This is a genomic window from Streptomyces sp. NBC_01351, from assembly GCF_036237315.1.
Taxonomy (GTDB): Bacteria; Actinomycetota; Actinomycetes; order Streptomycetales; family Streptomycetaceae; genus Streptomyces.
In genome coordinates this window covers 735,529-751,244 of sequence record NZ_CP108356.1, presented here as the reverse complement: position 1 = coordinate 751,244, position 15,716 = coordinate 735,529, and the positions used below count along the sequence as shown (strand labels likewise).

9 protein-coding genes and 3 pseudogenes are annotated in these 15,716 nt (G+C 67.5%); 6 read left to right on the top strand and 6 right to left on the bottom strand.

Annotation, left to right across the window (positions count from 1 at the left end; all coding sequences use genetic code 11):
- Positions 1 to 197 precede the first annotated feature (197 nt).
- Complete coding sequence (locus OG625_RS03705; protein WP_443067670.1) at positions 198 to 1,808, bottom strand: S8 family serine peptidase; 1,611 nt, start codon at positions 1,806 to 1,808, stop codon at positions 198 to 200.
- 232 nt (positions 1,809 to 2,040) lie between these two features.
- Here OG625_RS03705 and OG625_RS03700 point away from each other — a divergent pair, with 232 nt between their 5' ends.
- A complete protein-coding gene (locus tag OG625_RS03700) occupies positions 2,041 to 4,890 on the top strand; it encodes an ATP-binding protein (protein WP_329376618.1) in 2,850 nt (949 codons plus the stop codon).
- Between the two features lie 281 nt (positions 4,891 to 5,171).
- On the opposite strand, the gene OG625_RS03695 is transcribed toward OG625_RS03700, so the two are convergent.
- Positions 5,172 to 6,104 (bottom strand): 5'-nucleotidase, encoded by a 933-nt coding sequence (locus OG625_RS03695; RefSeq protein ID WP_329376617.1) that lies wholly within the window; start codon positions 6,102 to 6,104, stop codon positions 5,172 to 5,174.
- A 139-nt stretch (positions 6,105 to 6,243) separates the two neighbouring features.
- Positions 6,244 to 7,161, bottom strand: coding sequence for a tyrosine-type recombinase/integrase (locus tag OG625_RS03690; RefSeq protein WP_329376616.1), 918 nt, complete (start codon positions 7,159 to 7,161; stop codon positions 6,244 to 6,246).
- 341 nt (positions 7,162 to 7,502) lie between these two features.
- Here OG625_RS03690 and OG625_RS03685 point away from each other — a divergent pair.
- Positions 7,503 to 7,670 (top strand): annotated as a pseudogene (locus OG625_RS03685) (pirin); the annotation flags it as partial.
- 382 nt (positions 7,671 to 8,052) lie between these two features.
- A complete protein-coding gene (locus OG625_RS03680) occupies positions 8,053 to 11,394 on the top strand; it encodes a tetratricopeptide repeat protein (RefSeq protein ID WP_329376615.1) in 3,342 nt (1,113 codons plus the stop codon).
- Between the two features lie 222 nt (positions 11,395 to 11,616).
- Here OG625_RS03680 and OG625_RS03675 read toward each other — a convergent pair.
- Positions 11,617 to 12,345, bottom strand: a pseudogene (locus OG625_RS03675) (5'-nucleotidase); the annotation flags it as partial.
- Between the two features lie 66 nt (positions 12,346 to 12,411).
- On the opposite strand from OG625_RS03675, the gene OG625_RS03670 reads away from it, so the two are divergent.
- Entirely contained in the window at positions 12,412 to 12,876 is a 465-nt protein-coding gene (locus OG625_RS03670; RefSeq protein ID WP_328966337.1) for a YxiG-like protein, read from the top strand.
- A 50-nt stretch (positions 12,877 to 12,926) separates the two neighbouring features.
- A pseudogene (locus tag OG625_RS03665) lies at positions 12,927 to 13,136 on the top strand (transposase); the annotation flags it as partial.
- 111 nt (positions 13,137 to 13,247) lie between these two features.
- Here OG625_RS03665 and OG625_RS03660 read toward each other — a convergent pair.
- Positions 13,248 to 13,979, bottom strand: a complete 732-nt coding sequence (locus OG625_RS03660; RefSeq protein WP_329376614.1) for a MerR family transcriptional regulator — start codon at positions 13,977 to 13,979, stop codon at positions 13,248 to 13,250.
- Positions 13,980 to 14,033: 54 nt separating this feature from the next.
- On the opposite strand from OG625_RS03660, the gene OG625_RS03655 reads away from it, so the two are divergent.
- The gene (locus tag OG625_RS03655; RefSeq protein ID WP_329376613.1) at positions 14,034 to 14,318 is read left to right on the top strand and encodes a hypothetical protein; all 285 of its coding nucleotides are present in this window, start codon (positions 14,034 to 14,036) and stop codon (positions 14,316 to 14,318) included.
- A gap of 57 nt (positions 14,319 to 14,375) precedes the next feature.
- On the opposite strand, the gene lysA is transcribed toward OG625_RS03655, so the two are convergent.
- A complete protein-coding gene (lysA, locus tag OG625_RS03650; protein ID WP_329376612.1) occupies positions 14,376 to 15,710 on the bottom strand; it encodes a diaminopimelate decarboxylase in 1,335 nt (444 codons plus the stop codon).
- Positions 15,711 to 15,716: the final 6 nt, after the last annotated feature.

Genomic DNA, 15,716 nt, shown 5'->3' with positions numbered 1-15,716 from the left:
TGACACACGCTGCACCGAACGGCTTGTACGAGAGGGCGGGCCGGGCACCACCCATGGTTGGCGGGCGGTACCCGGCTCTGGCCGGAGCGGAACTGTTGTCGCCGCTTCAGCGCCTTCCCTTCATCCGATGGACGCGGGGTTCACGTCTTGCGGAGGCGGCGCCCGCTCGATGCGGGGTTTCCGGGGCGTCGGTCAGGTCAGACGGTGAGCTTCCAGGAGTTGATGAAGCCGGAGTCGTTGGCGGCGACATCCTGGGCGCGGAGCTTCCAGGTTCCGTTGCGGGCCTCGGAGGACGCGTTGACGGTGTAGGTGGCGAGGATGTTGTCGGCGGAGTCGGAGGCCGAGGAGTTCTTCAGGCGGTAGGTGGAGCCGTCGGGGGCGACCAGGTCGAGGACGACGTCACCGCGGAAGGTGTGGGTGATGTCGACGGTGACCGCGGTGGTGGAGGACGCCTGGCCGGAGCAGCCGGAGATGGTGACCGGGCTGGTGACGGCGGGCGCGTTGTCGGGGATGTTCACGCGGGTGGTGCTGGTGACCGCGGGGCAGGTCGTCGGGTCGGGGTCCGTGGTGCCGGAGTTGGTGTTGAGGAGCTTGTTCGGCGAGCCTGCCTTGGCGTCACCGATGGTGACGGTGCTGGCCTGTGCGACCAGCGCGTCGCGCGTCTGCTGCGGGGTGGCACTGGGGTGGTCGGCCAGGTACAGGGCTGCGGCGCCGGCCACGTGCGGGGCGGCCATCGACGTACCGGTCATCGTGCGGGTGCCGGTGTCGTTCTGGTGACTGGCTGAGACGATGTTCGTACCTGGGGCCCAGATGTCCAGGCAGGAGCCGTAGTTCGAGTTCGAGTTACGCTTGTCGGAGTTGTCGGTGTTTCCGACAGTGATCGCTTCGGGCAGCTTCGCCGGCGATGACTGGCAGGCGTCGCTGTCGAAGTTGTTGGCCGACAGCGACCACGTCACACCGGAGGCTATGGACTTCTTGAGCGCCCCCTCCACGACGGTGTCGTTGCTGCCGAACTGCAGGCTCATATTGGCCACCGCGGGCTTCACGGCGTTCTTGGTGACCCACTCGATGCCGTTGAGCGCCTGCTCCGTGGTGCTGCTGTCGTTGCAGTCGAGGATGCGGACGGAGACGAGCTTGACGCCCTTGGCGACCCCGTACGTCGAGCCCCCGACCGTGCCGGCGACGTGCGTGCCGTGGCCCAGGCAGTCGCTGGCGTTGCTGTCGTTGTCGACGAAGTCGTAGCCGCTCTTGGCCCGTCCGCCGAAGTCCTGGTGGCTCATGCGGATGCCGCTGTCGACTACGTAGGCCGTGACGTTGCTCGCGGTGCTGCTGTACGTGTACTTCTTGTCGAGCGGCAGGGCCTTCTGGTCGATCCGGTCCAGCCCCCACGATGGAGGGTTCGTCTGGGTCGCGGAGGAGTGGCCGATCTGGACCGGTGCGACGTACTTCACCGTCGGGTCAGCGGCCAGCTTGGCCGCCTCGCTCTCGCTCATCTGCGCGGAGAACCCGCGCAGTGCGTGGTTGTAGGTGTGCCTGGCCTGGCCGCCGTACTTGCCCGCCAGCTTCTGTGCCGTTGTGGTGGACACCTGGGTGGTGCCGTCGTTGAGCTGGACGATGTAGCGGTCCTTGACCTGCGTCCCGCCGTCGACGCTGAGCAGCTTGTCCGGCGTGGGGGACGGCTCGGCGCCGGCGAACGCGGAGGGTGTCCAGACCGTTGTCGCCGCCGCAGCGAGAAGCGTGGCGAGACAGAGCGTGAGCCTTTTGCGTCCCGCGGAGTTCTTCTTCACGTTTCTCCTTGAGGGGGGCATGCCAGAGATGGCGGCACATAGGGGAGTGGTGCGTCGACGTCGGCCACGAGGAGGGGTGGCGCCGTCGAACATCCAGAACCATGGGCGCACGGCCGCCCTGCGGCAATGGCCCGCTCAATAGGTGGGTATACGCAAGAAACAGCAGGTGCGGACGTGCCTTGTGCCACCGGGCGGCGGGGATTAAAGTCCGCGCATGGTGCCACCCAGAATTGCCACGGAGGCACGGACGGGCTTGTGCAACGACAGATCCGCAGAGCTCGACCGGCTGCTGAGGGCGGTGCGCCGCTCCCCGGAGACCGTGTTGATCGAAGGCGAGGCCGGGTCGGGCAAATCCCGTCTCGTCCAGGAGTTGCTTCGTCACCCGTCGATGGACGACCAGCCTGTGCTGGAGGGGGTCTGTCCGCCGATGCGGGTTCCTCTTCCCTACGGGCCGGTGATCGAGGCCGTACGACGAGGAGCGGGCCGGCTCGACACCAGGGGGTTCAGTCCGCTCGTGGGAAGCCTGCGCGAACTCCTGCCGGAGCTCGCGGGCCTGCCGGTGAGCACCTGTTCGGTCACCGAGGAATCCGTCCGGCGGTCTCGGATCTTCCGTGCGTTTCGCGAACTGCTGGTTCAGCTGGGTCCCGCGGTGGTCGTGATCGAGGACGTGCACCGGTCCGACCGCGAGACGTGGGATCTTTTGCAGTACCTCTGCTCGGAGCCCCCGCCCGGGGTCGTGCTCGTGCTGACGTGCCGCAGGCCCAGTGGCTCACTCCCGGGGAACTACTCAGCCCTGAAGGTGGGCACCCGCATACGCCTTGAGCCGATGGACGCCGCCCAGGTGGGCCGGCTCGCCGCGCATGTGCTCGGCACGCCGGGGGTGCCCGAGGACTTCGCGGCCGAACTGCACGCGCGCAGCGCGGGCAACCCGCTGTGGGTCCAAGAGGTCGCACGCGGTGTACGGGCACTGCGTCCGACGGCGCTGACCCCGTCGTTGCTCGACGACATCGAGACGCCTTCGCTTCTGCTGGACGCCGTACAGGACCTGCTGACGGCCTCCGGGCGGGCGGCCACCGCCGTCATCCGTGCCGCTGCGGTACTCGGTGAACCTGCGACCGAGCAGGACCTCGGGCACGTGGCCGGTCTGCCGGTCCGGCGGGTACCGAGCGCCGTGGTACGCGCCATCGGCACGGGAGGACTGTACGAACGCACCCCCGGCCACTACGGGCCACGCCACCACCTCGCCGCCCAGGCCGTGCGCACCACGATCCCCGGTCCACTGAGAACGCGACTGCACGCCCGGGCCGCGGAACTGCTGGCCCAATGCAGTGACTGCCGACCGGCCCGGCTCGCCCACCACTACCGGCAGAGCGGTGATGCGGCGGCGTGGGTCCGGCACACCCTGACCGCTGTCGACCAGGAGATGGGCGCCGGGGACGCGACGGTCGCCGTCGCCCTGCTCGAAAGGGCCCTGACCGAAACCGCGTTGCCCGCCCACGCCCGTGATCTGTTCGCCGTCCGGCTCAGCCGTGCGGTCCTCGACGGCATCACCTCGGCCGGCACCATCGACCACCTGCGCTCAATACTGCGACAGGACTGCCTGTCCTCGGTGGCCAGAGGGGAAGTGCGCCTCAACCTGGGACGCTGGCTCATCAACCAGGCCGGTGAACTCGAGGCGGGGCGGACCGAGATCGAAGCCGCCGTGACCGACCTGCGCGAACGACCCGAACTCGCCGCACGCGGCATGGCGGCGCTGGCCCTGCCCAGCTTCGGAACGGGACCGGTCGAGACCCACATGCACTGGCTGCACCGGGCCGAGTGCGCCCTGAGCGACAGCGCGGACGCCGAGACGATCGCGGCAGTGCACACCAACCGGCTCTCCGCGCGGATGCTGATGGGTGACCCCCGGGTGTGGTCGGACATCGCCGAGCTGGAACGCACCCTCCCCTCGACGACGCAGCGCACACGGGCGTACTTCAACCTCGCCGACTCCGCGACATGGAACGGGCACTACGACCGCGCGCACGCCTTTCTGGTGGAGGGCAGAAAACTCTCCGGCGGGAAGGAGACGTTCCTGTCGATGCTCGGTGACGGCACCTCGCTACGGCTCAGTGCCGCCACCGGCAGGTGGGCGGACCTCCCGCATGCCGCCGACCGCGTCATCGCCCTGGCCGGGGAGAGGGAGTTCCTGGCCGCTGACGCCTGGCTGGCGACAGGGTGGCTGTCCCTGTGGCAGGGCGCCCGGGCAGCCGCCGTGCACCACTTCGACGCAGCGTTGCGAACCGCTCCGCACAACGTGCCCGTGGTGGCCTCCGCACGCGCGGGCCGGGCATCGGCGCTGCTGACGCAAGGCCGTACGGCCGCGGCCTGCTGGGAAGCGGACCAGGCGCTCTCACGCCTACGCGAGAAAGGGAACTGGATCTGGGGCGCGGAACTCGTCCCGATTGCGGTCCGGGCATTCGTACGCGGCAACCGTACCGACGACGCCACGGAGCTTCTGGATGAATTCGGGAGCGGCCTCACCGGCAAAGAAGCCCCCCTGGCCACAGCCGCCGCCCACGCCGGCCACGGCGCATTGGCCCAAGCAAGCGGAGCGGTTTCCGCAGCCGCCGCGCACTACGTCCGGGCAGCCCGCCACTACGAAAAGCTCCCCCACCCCGCCGCTGCCGCCGCAGCCTACGAAGCCGCCGCCCACTGCTTCACCGACGCCGACGACCGCATGGCGGCGGCGGCCCAACTCAGCGCCGCCCTCGCCCTGTACACCGCTCTCGGCACCACACACGACATCGCCCGGTGCCAACGTCACCTGCGCCAGCACGAAGGTTCCCGAAGAGGCAGAAAGGGGTACGGGCAGGAACTCTCCCCCAGGGAGAAGGAAGTGGCGACACTGGCGGGGCAAGGGATGACCAACCCTCAGATAGCCGAACTGCTCGTGCTGTCCTGCCGTACCGTCGAGCAACATGTGGCACGCGCCCTGCGAAAGCTCAACCTCGGTTCCCGGGTGGCCTTCGCCGACCACCCACTGACACCGACCGGGGACCCGGAAGAAAATCCCCTCCTGACCGACGCGCTGTTGTCAGCCTCTCAAGAACACGACGCATGACATACGCGCCTGCATACTGCGTGCCGCCCACGTTCCGACAGCCTAGGTCCAGGGCGGCACAGTGGGCGCCGCCCCAGCTAGTGAACCGTTCTGACTTCTCTGCCGCTCCGTTGTGAGCTATCAGGGAGGATGGGGCACGTGCCCAAAAAGATTGACGCAGCCCTTCGGATTGGGAAGCTCGACTCCCGCGCAGACCGGTTCGTTCGGGTTGCATGCGTATCCGCTGCTTCAGCTAGTTCCAGCGTTCTGGTGAAGGCACCAACGCCTGGTACGCAGCGCACTCATGAGGGCGCATTGACGACTCCGAACGGTATGTGCACGCTGGGTGTGGCCGGTGCGGTGCCATTCAGGTGGGAGACCTGGTCGTCGAAGAAGATGTGCGGATCCAGGGCACCGATGACGGGAGCCTTTTCGATGCCGCCGAGGAAGAAGGCGTCATTGACCCGTAGCCCCCACTGCTTGAGGCTCCGCACGGCACGCTCATGTGCAGGGGCGTCCCGAGCGGTGACCAGGGACACTCGAAGGCGGGGCTGATACCCGGGATTCTTGCGGCGCTCGTCCTCTTCGCGGCGCTGGATGCGGTTGATGCCGGAGAGGAACTCGCCCAGCGGTCCTGGATCGTGAGGTGTGGTCGCATTGCGGACCTCGTGCGCACGGAACGCGTCGATGCCGGCGTTCTGGAAGATCCGCTCGGCTGAGTCACCCGCCAGTACGCCGTCGAAGTCGAAAGCGATGCGCAGTTCAGGGTCGGTCTCGTCATCGACCCGCGCTGTCTCAAGCACGTGACCCGCTGGCATTCCGTCTGCCACCGCCTCATGAACGTCAGCCCCATTGGCAGACAGGAACAACGACATGTTCAGTGCCGGCATGAACCTGTGTGACGACCGTCCCTGCTGAAAGACGGCTCGGCTGATGGGCAGGTTGTGCGCTTCGATCGAACGCATGACCCGTAGGCCTGTGTCGGGGTCGTTTCGCGACAGGATGATGACCTCAACCAGCGAGTCGGATGGTTCCGCCAGGTCGTTCAACGACAGCAGGCGCCGGACGAAAGGGAAGGCAACGCCCTTGGTCAACACATCTTTCACGTGGGCCTCTTGGTAAGCGCGGTAGGCGTCCTCTCCTCGTTCTCGAAACACTGCATCGCAGTCGGTGAGGTCGAACAGTGCACTGGAGGCGATCCCTACCACCAAGCGACCGGACAGGTCGTACTTCATGACACCCCCTGCTGGCGTGCGCGCAGTATTGGGATGGTTATCTCCTCGGCGCATATGCCGAAAACATGTGCGACCTCCTTGGTTGGTGGAGTATGCAAGCGAGGGATCGACTAGGGCGCCTCCTCCTGAGCGTCGCCGGTCAAGCCGCCAGACCGACGTCCAGGATCTTCGCGGCTTTGCCGATGGAGCCGGGCATGAGGTGGCGGTAGATCTTGAAGGTGATGTCGAGGCTCTTGTGTCCCATCCATTCGGCGACGTCGGTGATGGGGATGCCGTTGGTGAGGCAGTTCGACGCGAAGAAGTGGCGGAGGCTGTAGATCACCATGCCGTGGGGGATGTCGACCTCGTCGGCACGCTTGATGCGCTGCCACTGGTTCTGGAGGTAGTACGCGAGGAACGGCTTTGTTGGGTCCATGGGGTGGCGGAGGAGGTAGCCGTCGACCGTGCCGTGTATGTCGGCGTACCACTCGATCGTCTCGCGGACGCGGGCCGGGAGGGGGACGTCGCGGTAGTCGGTGGGCTTGCGGTGCTTGAGGCGGCCGTAGGTCTTGGTGGTCTGGTTGACCTGTTCGGTGATGCGGTAGACGTCGCTCGCGACAAGGTTGTTGATGTTGATGTTGATGTTGACGGCGAAGGCTTCGCCGTTGCGCATGCCGCAGCCGCTCATGAGGTCGGCGATCAGGAGGAAGCGGTCGTCGCCGGCGGTGCGTATGTCGCGGAGCTGGGCGGGGGAGGGGATCACCGCGCGTTCCGGGTCGTACTGCGGGGGCTTGACGCCCAGGACGGGGTTCTCGGTGTAGATGCCGAGGGGGTAGGCGTCCAGGAGGACGGACTTCACCTTGTCGAAGGCGTTGGACTGGGTGGCGAGGCCGGCGCCGTTGCGTTCCATGGTGCGGATGAAGCCGTCGATGACTTTGTGGTCGAAGGTGGTCATGCGGCGGCTGCCGAGGGTGGGCAAGATGTGGTTCTCGAGGAGGGACTCCAGGGTGCGGAGTGAGGACTCGGCGAGGTCGCGCTGGCCGGCCTTCCACTCCGCGGTGTACTCGCGGAACTGCATCGCGCCGTACTTCTGATGCGCTCGGCCTTGCTCTGGTTCCTGGGAGCGGCATTCTTCTCCTGGTAGACCGTCGTGAGGCGGTCGATCGCCTTCTCCTGGGTGGAGAAGCCGGCCTTCTCGGTCTGCTTCCCGGCCGCGCTTCGGTAACGGATTGTGTACTCGTGCGGGCACTTCGACCAGCGGGACTGCGGGTGCTCGCAGTCCTTGTGGAAGGTGCCCATGCCGTGGGCGAGTGACTTCGTTGCCATGCGGTGCGGGACTCCTCGGGCGCCAATGCTGACCTTTTGCTGACGCTGGAGGGTGCAATGCGTTCCTGACCTGCACGAAGACGGATATCTCGTGTTACGTTCTGGAACTGGATCGGACGGAGCAACGAGGAGATCGTCCAATTCCGCGAGGACTGGACGAACGGCACCCGCTACGGCGAGGTCAAGGGCTACGACGGCCCTCCGATTCCTGCTCCGGCACTCCCGCCGGTGCCGCTGAAGGCGCGCGGGCGCGTGCGCTGACCTGCACCTTTCTGAAGTGGGTCGGCCAGCCGAGACCAGCCGAGTAGAGACCTCGCCCCGCGTGGAGATGGCGTTAGATGAGTTCGCGGAGCCATTCCGCGAATGCGCGAACGGCTCCCGAGAGGATGCCGCTGACGGTTGCGTTGAGGAGGTTGGCGCGGGACCGCACGACGCTGGCAGCGGGGAAGTTGCGGCGACGGGACGTCTTCTTGGGAGCCACAGTGGTGTCCTGACCTTGTATCGGATGGGGAGAGCCGGCCGGCTTGATTCCACTCTCAAGGTCGTGGCGGGGCGCTCTCCGAGTTGCGATGAGCAGGCGGCGGAGACGGCGGTCCGTGCAGTTCAGAGCCTGTGGTCGGCGTGTTGCGTGCATGATGGTGCGATGAGTCGCGATGGGGTGGGGGGCAAGTCCGGTGCGCATGGGAAGTCGTTGGGAACGTCGCGTGCGATTCTGCGGCCGGTGGTGCCTCCGGGGCCGTTGCGGGACCTGAAAGAACTGATCTACCTGGCCTACACGTCGGCCGGAGCGCCCACGCTCGACGAGATGGCCGACCGGGCCGCCGCCGACGACGACCTGTTGGCGTCCCCGTCCCGCGACACCGTGCGCCGGATCGTCGGTGATGCGACCGTTCCGGCGAAGCTGGCCGACGTCGTTGCTCTCGTCACCGTCCTGACCCGAATGGCGGCCGGTGAGGTGACGAGCACCGTCCAGGACGCGGCCCGCCTCTGGAGGCAGGCGCGCCTTGCCGGGCCGATCGGGCGGCCGATCGGAGAGCTGGACCCCCATGCGCTGGAGGTCCACCACGCGATCGCCAACGACGGGGCGACAGGGCTACCGGCGTATGTGGAACGTGAGCATGATGTCCGTCTACGCGCGATCGTCGCCGAAGTGGTCGAGGGTGCCAGTCGTCTGGTGATGTTGGTCGGCACTTCCTCCACCGGCAAGACGCGCGCCTGCTGGGAGGCCGTGCAGCGTCTACCCCTGGGTTGGCGGCTATGGCATCCCATAGACCCGGAGCGGCCGCAGGCCGCCCTCGCTGATCTCGCTCGGGTCGGTCCGCGCACCGTCGTGTGGTTGAACGAGGCCCAGCACTACCTGCTCAGCGAACAGCACGGTGAGGCTATAGCCGCAGGGTTGCGTGAGCTGCTCGCCGACACGTCGCGCGGTCCGGTCCTGATCCTGGGCACGATTTGGCCCGGCCCCGACTACTTCGACAAGCTCACCCACCAGCCGACTGCTGGTGCTCCCGACTCCTTCAGCCAGGCCCGGGTTCTGCTCGCCGGCCGCGAGATCCGTCTGCCGACGGCGTTTACCCCGACGGTCATCGAGGTGCTCAAGCAGTCCACGGACTCCCGCCTCGCTGAGGCTGCCGCCCACGCGCAGGACGGCATGGTCACCCAGTACCTGGCTGGAGCACCCGAGCTCATCAAGATCTACCGCACTAGCTCGCCAGGGACCCGTAGCGTCCTGGAGGCGGCCATGGACGCCCGTAGGCTCGGGCATCCGCCGGGGTTGCCGCTCTCCTTCTTGGAAACCGCCGCCGAGGCCTACCTGACCGACACCGAATGGGACCTCCTTCCGGACAACTGGCTGCCCCAGTCACTCACCCTGCTGACCGATCCGGTCAAGGGAGCCCGTGGTCCGCTGCACCCCCAGCGACGGCCTCGGGGCGCATCTCGCACGTCGTCGGCACCGGTAGGCCAGACCTACCGGTTGGCCGACTTCCTGGATCAGCACGGGCGCGCCACACGGCGTCTCGAACGCGTACCCGAACTCTTCTGGCACGCGGCGATCGAGCATTGTGGCCCAAGAGCCGCCCGGGCCCTCGCGTCCGCAGCAGAGGAACGCGGATTGGGCCACATCGCATGCCGATTGTGGGCCAGGGGTGGCGACCTCACCGCTGTCGGTCGGATTCTGGCGAGATCGGGCCGGTTGGACGAAGCGCTCACCTGGTACGAGCATGCCTCGGAGACCGACCACCGCGCCCTTGAGGAGGCGGCTGTACGCCTGGTGCAAGCCGGCCGGTGGGACGAAGCACATGCGTGGATCGAACGCGCTGCGGCTGCCGGAAGCCGATCGGCCTTCCTCCAGGCTGCTGAATCGCTGAGGCGGGTCGGCCGGTGGGAGGAGGCGCTTACCTGGTATGAACGCGCTGCCTTGGACGGCAACCCCGACACCCTCCTTCGGGTGGCCGACCGCTTCGCCGCTGTCGGCCGGTGGGAGGAGGCGCTTACCTGGTATGAACGCGCCGCCTTGGACGGCAACCACGATGCCCTCCTTCGGGTGGCCGATCGCCTGGCCGCCGTCGGCCGGTGGGTGGAGGCGCTGACCTGGTACGAACGTGCCGCCGACACCGACCAGCGAGCATTCCGTACCGCGGCCGACCGTCTGGCCGATGCCGGCCGGTGGGAGGAGGCGCTGACCTGGTATGAACGCGCTGCCTTGGACGGCAACCCCGACACCCTCCTTCGGGTGGCCGACCGCTTCGCCGCTGTCGGCCGGTGGGAGGAGGCGCTTACCTGGTATGAACGCGCCGCCTTGGACGGCAACCACGATGCCCTCCTTCGGGTGGCCGATCGCCTGGCCGCCGTCGGCCGGTGGGTGGAGGCGCTGACCTGGTACGAACGTGCCGCCGACACCGACCAGCGAGCACTCCGTACCGCGGCCGACCGTCTGGCCGATGCCGGCCGGTGGGAGGAGGCGCTGACCTGGTATGAACGCGCCGCCTTGGACGGCAACCCCGACACCCTCCGCTCAGCAGCCGACCGCCTTGCCAATTCCGGCCGATGGGACGAAGCGCTGGCTTGGTACGAAAGAGCCGTCCAGATCGGCGACCGGAGCGCTCTCTTCTGGGCAGCCGATCGCTTGGCCGCCGCCGGCCATTGGGACGAAGCACTGGCCTGGTACGAAGGAGCCGCCGTGAGCGGAAGCCCCCAGGAGCTCCGCTCAGTAGCCGAGCGTCTTGGCGATGTCGGAAGACTTGACGAGGCGCTCGCCTGGTACGAACGAGCCGCCTGCAGCGGAAGCGAGGACGCCCTTCTGTCGGCAGCCGGCCGCCTGGTGAAGGCAGACCGACAGGACGAAGCACTTGCTTGGTACGAACGAGCCGCCGTAACCAGCGGCCCAGTCGCCTTCCGATGGGCTGCGGAGCGTCTGTGGCGAGTCGGCAAGACGGACGAGGCACTGGCCTTGTATGAACGCGCTGCTTTGGCCGGAGACCAGGAGGCTCTGCTGTGGGCAGCCGATCGTTTGGTCGACGCCGAACGCCTCGACGAAGCCATGAGCTGCTACGAACGCGCCGTCACAACCACGAATCACAAGCAGCTTCGAGCAACCGCTGAGCGTCTGGCGCCTGTCGGCAAGCTGGACGAAGCACTCATCTGGTTCGAGCGAGCCGCCGCGAACGGTGATCAAGAAGCATTCGGCCGGGCAGCCGATTGCTTGGCGCATGCCGGCAGGCTGGACGAAGCACTCACCTGGTACGAACGTGCCGCCGCTACCGCTGACACCAAGGAGACCCGTTGGTGGCCGATGAACGGGAGGCTCCATACCCGGAGCGTTGAGGGAGCCATCGGAGTCCTGCGTGAACTCGGACGCGCAACCGAGGCAGACGCTCTGAAGCGCTACGGATGGGACGCGAGCGGACGCATTGCCGCCCCCTGGGACCTGAAGCCGTCGGATGACACCGCACCGCACCTTGCGCCGACCGTCAACTACCAGTGAGTCCAAGCGCTCAGTACCAGCGTCGGAAGGTGGCGCCGCGGTGCGGTCAGCGTTGCGTCGGACCCTCGCGCCACACGCGGGCCGCCCGACGCACGCACTGCGTGTCGGGATCTATCCGGTGCGGTCAGCCCTCCGGCCCCTGGATATGGTATGCACCCACGTCGCCGGCAATGGACTCGTAGCCGTTGAGATCAAGTTCGGTGGTTCACCGTGGGACGCTGCTCAAGCCACCGCCGCAGGTGGCGTATTAGCAACTCCGAACGGTATGTGAACGCTCGGGGTGCCTTCTGCTGTGCCGTTCAGGTGAGAGACGTGGTCGTCGCAGCAGATGTGCGGGTCTAGCGTCTTCATGACGGCGGCCTTGTCGATGCCTTCGAGGAAGAAGGCGTCGTTGACCCGTAGCCCCCACTCTTTCAGGCTCCGTATGGCACGTTCATGTGCAGGGGCGTTCCGAGCGGTTACCAGGGAAACTCGGAGACGAGGCTGGTACACCGGGTCCCGGCGGTGCTGCTCGTCTTCTCGCCGCTGGATGCGGTTGATGCCCGCGAGGAAGCTCCGCAGCGGCCCCGGATCGTGGGGGGTTGCGACATGGCTGACTTCGTGTGCGCGGAACGATTCGATGCCGCCGTCCCGGTAGACGCGCTCGGCGCTGTCGCTCGCCACCACTCCGTCGAAGTCGAAGGCGATGCGGAGTTCGGGTTCGGTCTCGTCGTCGATGCGTGCTGTTTTCAGTACGTGTCCCGCAGGTAGCCCTGCCGCTACCGCGTCCCGTACGTCGGATCCGTTGGCCGACAGGAACAGCGACATGTTCAGCGCCGGCATGAAACCGTACGAGGGGCGGTCCTGCCGAAAGATGGCCCGACTGATGGGCAAGTTGTGAGCTTTGATCGAACGCATGAGGCGCATTCCGGTGTCCGGGTCGTTACGCGACAGGATGATGACCTCGATTAGCCGACGTGTGCCTAACGCAGTGAATCTCGCTGTCGAAGGGCTTGCCAAGTGAGGTAGAAGGGCGGCATGGACACCGCAGAACTTCAGCGGACGCTGAACGAGCCCATCGAAGCCCTTGTCGTGCACCACGGATACACCACCTATATGCGCGACTATGAGGTCATCATCAACGTGTGGGAGGGCCCCCAGAGCCCGTCGACCTACCTGCGGTATCTCTTCCGGTACTGCGTCGAGGCCCGATGCGAGACGTTCCTGTCCACGGAGACATGGCGGGATTCCTTGGACGCCCGGCTCCTCGACAGCGAAACCGCCATCGACCTCGACGGTTACGTCTGGGGCGCGAACCATCACGAGCTGTACGGAGCCGAGCTTCGTCTCAAGTCGGAGGCTGCCCTCCGCTGGTCGAAGGCTGTCGGGATCGACTTCCATGAGGTTCACATTGAGACCAACGCTCACGATCTGACCTTGCTCTTCTCAGACCTTGAGGTGAGCGAGGTGCCGGTCGGATACGCACCCTTCGTCGCGGACTGAGAGCCAGGGTTCGTGAGATCTCGTGACGGGCGTGGGTCCGGGTCGTTGATGTGGACACGGGGCGGGGTGATCTGAGCGATGCCCAGTGGGAACGGCTACGGCCGTTCCTGCCGGTCAGCAACAGGCGTTGTGGCAGGTGGCGGGACCACCGGCAGGTAATCGACGGGATTCTGCACCGGGTCCGGACCGGCGTTCAGTGGCGCGACCTGCCCGAACGGTTCGGCCCGTGGAAGACCGTCTACGAACGGCACCGACGGTATCACCGAGTAGTGGAGGGTGTCAGCGATCGGCGAGCCGCGTTCACGGGTGCCTGGGGGCGCAGCCGGCCGTGTCAGGATGCGCGTCGCGCAGGTCGCTCCAGGCTGCTCACGTCATGCGTTCAGGGGGGCGCGGATGAGCGAGTCGAGTCGTTCCCATGCCGGGGATGAAGCGTTGACCGTGCCCTGGATGAGGGCGGGGATCTCGGAGTCCGCATCCAGGCCGGGCAGTTCGCCGGACCCGTAGCGCTCCCGGTTCGCCTCGGCGATACGGAGGGCGAGGTCGTCGAGGCGCGGGTCGTCGGCGCCGAGGTCGTACGCGTGGTCGTAGCCGAGGAAGAGCTGCCGTGGCTTCGGGTCGGCCAAGATGTCGGCCTGGTCGTGGAACAGGGTGGTCGCGCGGTCCGGGTGGGTGGCGAACACGAGGATCCACAAGTCGCGTTGCAGGTCCACCCATCTGGACGTGAACCCCCAACGGGCCAGGTCTTCCAGATGGGAGACGACTTCTTCGGGCAGCGGCACCAGACGTCCCGCGGCGAGTCGGCGCAGACGGGCCTGTGTTTCCTGCAGGCGGCGGATACGGGCGTCGAGTTCGTTGTCGATCTCGCCCAGCGGCTGCCGGAGTTCCTCCTCGCCCGACGCCCTCAGGTCGCGAATACGGGCCAGGGGGACACCGGCTTCGGCCAGTGTCCGGATCTTGATCAAGGCGACGGCGTCGCTCGCACCGTAACGCCGGTAGCCGGACGCGTCACGGTCGGGTTCGGGGAGCAGCCCCTTGTCGTGGTAGACGCGGACGGTCTTGATCGACACTCCGATGTAGCCGGCCAGCTGCCCGATGGTGATCACCCGGCCATCGTCCCACTTGACATTGCCCCTGGGGCAGGGCTGCAGCATGGCGCCATGGACAACACGAATGTTGATCGGGAGACCCTTCACGAGCTGGTCGACGCGGGCAACGAGACCGCACTGGACCGGCTGGCCGATCTCGCGGACGAGGCCGGCGACCTCGCGGAGCTGAGCGACCTGTTGGACGAGGGATCCCGACACGCCGGACTGCTGCTCACGCGACGCGCGGCCGCGGCCGGTGACCTGCGCGAGCTGCAACGGATCTCCGATGCCGGATACGAAGAGGCAGGAACGGAGCTGGACCGTCTGCTGCAGGCGCCGGGCGGCCGTCAAAGCTGACAGCCCGCCCGGCCGTCGCACCTGCCGTGCAGCCGGCGAAGGTCCTCAGCCGTGGCCTCAGACGCCGATGTCCCGGCTCCGGTAGTCCTCCAGGGTCTCGCGCCGGACGAGGAGCCGGGCCGTGCCTTCGTGGACCGCGACGACGGCGGGGCGGCCGACCAGGTTGTAGCCGGAGGCCATGGACAGCTGGTAAGCGCCGGCCACAGGTACGGCGAGCAGGTCGCCAGGGTGGACGTCGCCCGGCAGCGGGACGTCGGAGGCGAGGATGTCGCCCGCCTCGCAGTGCCGCCCGACAACCGTGGCCGTACGAAGCCCCGCCGTCGAGTGGCAGCCGATGAGCCGGGGCGCGTACCGCGCCCCGTACAGCACGGGCCGCGGGTTGTCGCTCATGCCGCCGTCGACGGCGACGAACACCTTCTCGCCGGTGTGCTTGACGGCGAGCACCCGGTAGAGCGCTACTCCCGCGGGGCCCACGACGGCCCGCCCGGGTTCGACGGCGAGCCGGGGCACGGGCAGTCCCGCGGCGGCGCAGCCGTTGACGAGTTCCGTACGCATCCGCCGGGCGAGCGCGGCGAGGTCAAGGGCGGGTTCACCGGGCCGGTAGGCGATGCCGTGGCCGCCGCCCATGTCGAGCTCGGGCAGGACCACGCCGTGCGTGTCACGGATGCGGGCCATCAGCCCGATCATGCGGCGCAGAGCGACCAGGTAGGGCTTCACCTCGGTGATCTGCGAGCCGATGTGGCAGTGCAGCCCCGTGAGTTCGAGCTGAGGCTGGCCGAGGATGCGGGCGACGGCGTGCTGGGCGCCGCCGTCGGTGAGCGAGAGCCCGAACTTCTGGTCCTCCGTACCGGTGCGGATCTTGTCGTGGCCGCCGGCCGAGACACCCGGGACCACCCGCACCATGACCTTCTGTCGGACCGAGGGCCCGACGGCGGCGGCGATGCGGGCTATCTCGGACGGGCTGTCGATGACGATCCGCCCCACACCGAGCCGGAGCGCGGCCGCCAGGTCCTGGGGCGACTTCGCGTTGCCGTGCAGCACGATCCGCTCCGGCGGGAAGCCGGCCGTGACGGCGAGCTCCAGTTCCCCGGCCGAGCACACGTCCAGGTCCAGCCCCTCCTCCTGGACCCAGCGGATCATGCCGCGGGAGAGGAACGCCTTGGCCGCGTACAGCACGTCCGCGTCGGGGAAGGCGTCGCGATACGTCCGGCAACGCCCGCGCACCTCGCCCTCGTCCAGCACGTAGGTCGGCGTGTCGAACCGGTCGGCGATCTCGCTGAGGGGAACTCCGCCGACGGCCAGGCCGCCGTGCGGGAGTGGCGTTGCGGATGAGGGCCATACGGACAGCTCACCGGCGTCGGCGGGCATCTCCGGGAGAACGGCGATGGTCATGATCTG

Coding starts and splice junctions, on each gene's coding strand:
- OG625_RS03705 (WP_443067670.1), bottom strand. CDS start 1,808: ATGCCCCCCTCAAGGAGAAACGTGAAGAAGAACTCCGCGGGACGCAAA.
- OG625_RS03695 (WP_329376617.1), bottom strand. CDS start 6,104: ATGAAGTACGACCTGTCCGGTCGCTTGGTGGTAGGGATCGCCTCCAGT.
- OG625_RS03690 (WP_329376616.1), bottom strand. CDS start 7,161: ATGCAGTTCCGCGAGTACACCGCGGAGTGGAAGGCCGGCCAGCGCGAC.
- OG625_RS03680 (WP_329376615.1), top strand. CDS start 8,053: ATGAGTCGCGATGGGGTGGGGGGCAAGTCCGGTGCGCATGGGAAGTCG.
- OG625_RS03670 (WP_328966337.1), top strand. CDS start 12,412: ATGGACACCGCAGAACTTCAGCGGACGCTGAACGAGCCCATCGAAGCC.
- OG625_RS03655 (WP_329376613.1), top strand. CDS start 14,034: ATGGACAACACGAATGTTGATCGGGAGACCCTTCACGAGCTGGTCGAC.
- lysA (WP_329376612.1), bottom strand. CDS start 15,710: ATGACCATCGCCGTTCTCCCGGAGATGCCCGCCGACGCCGGTGAGCTG.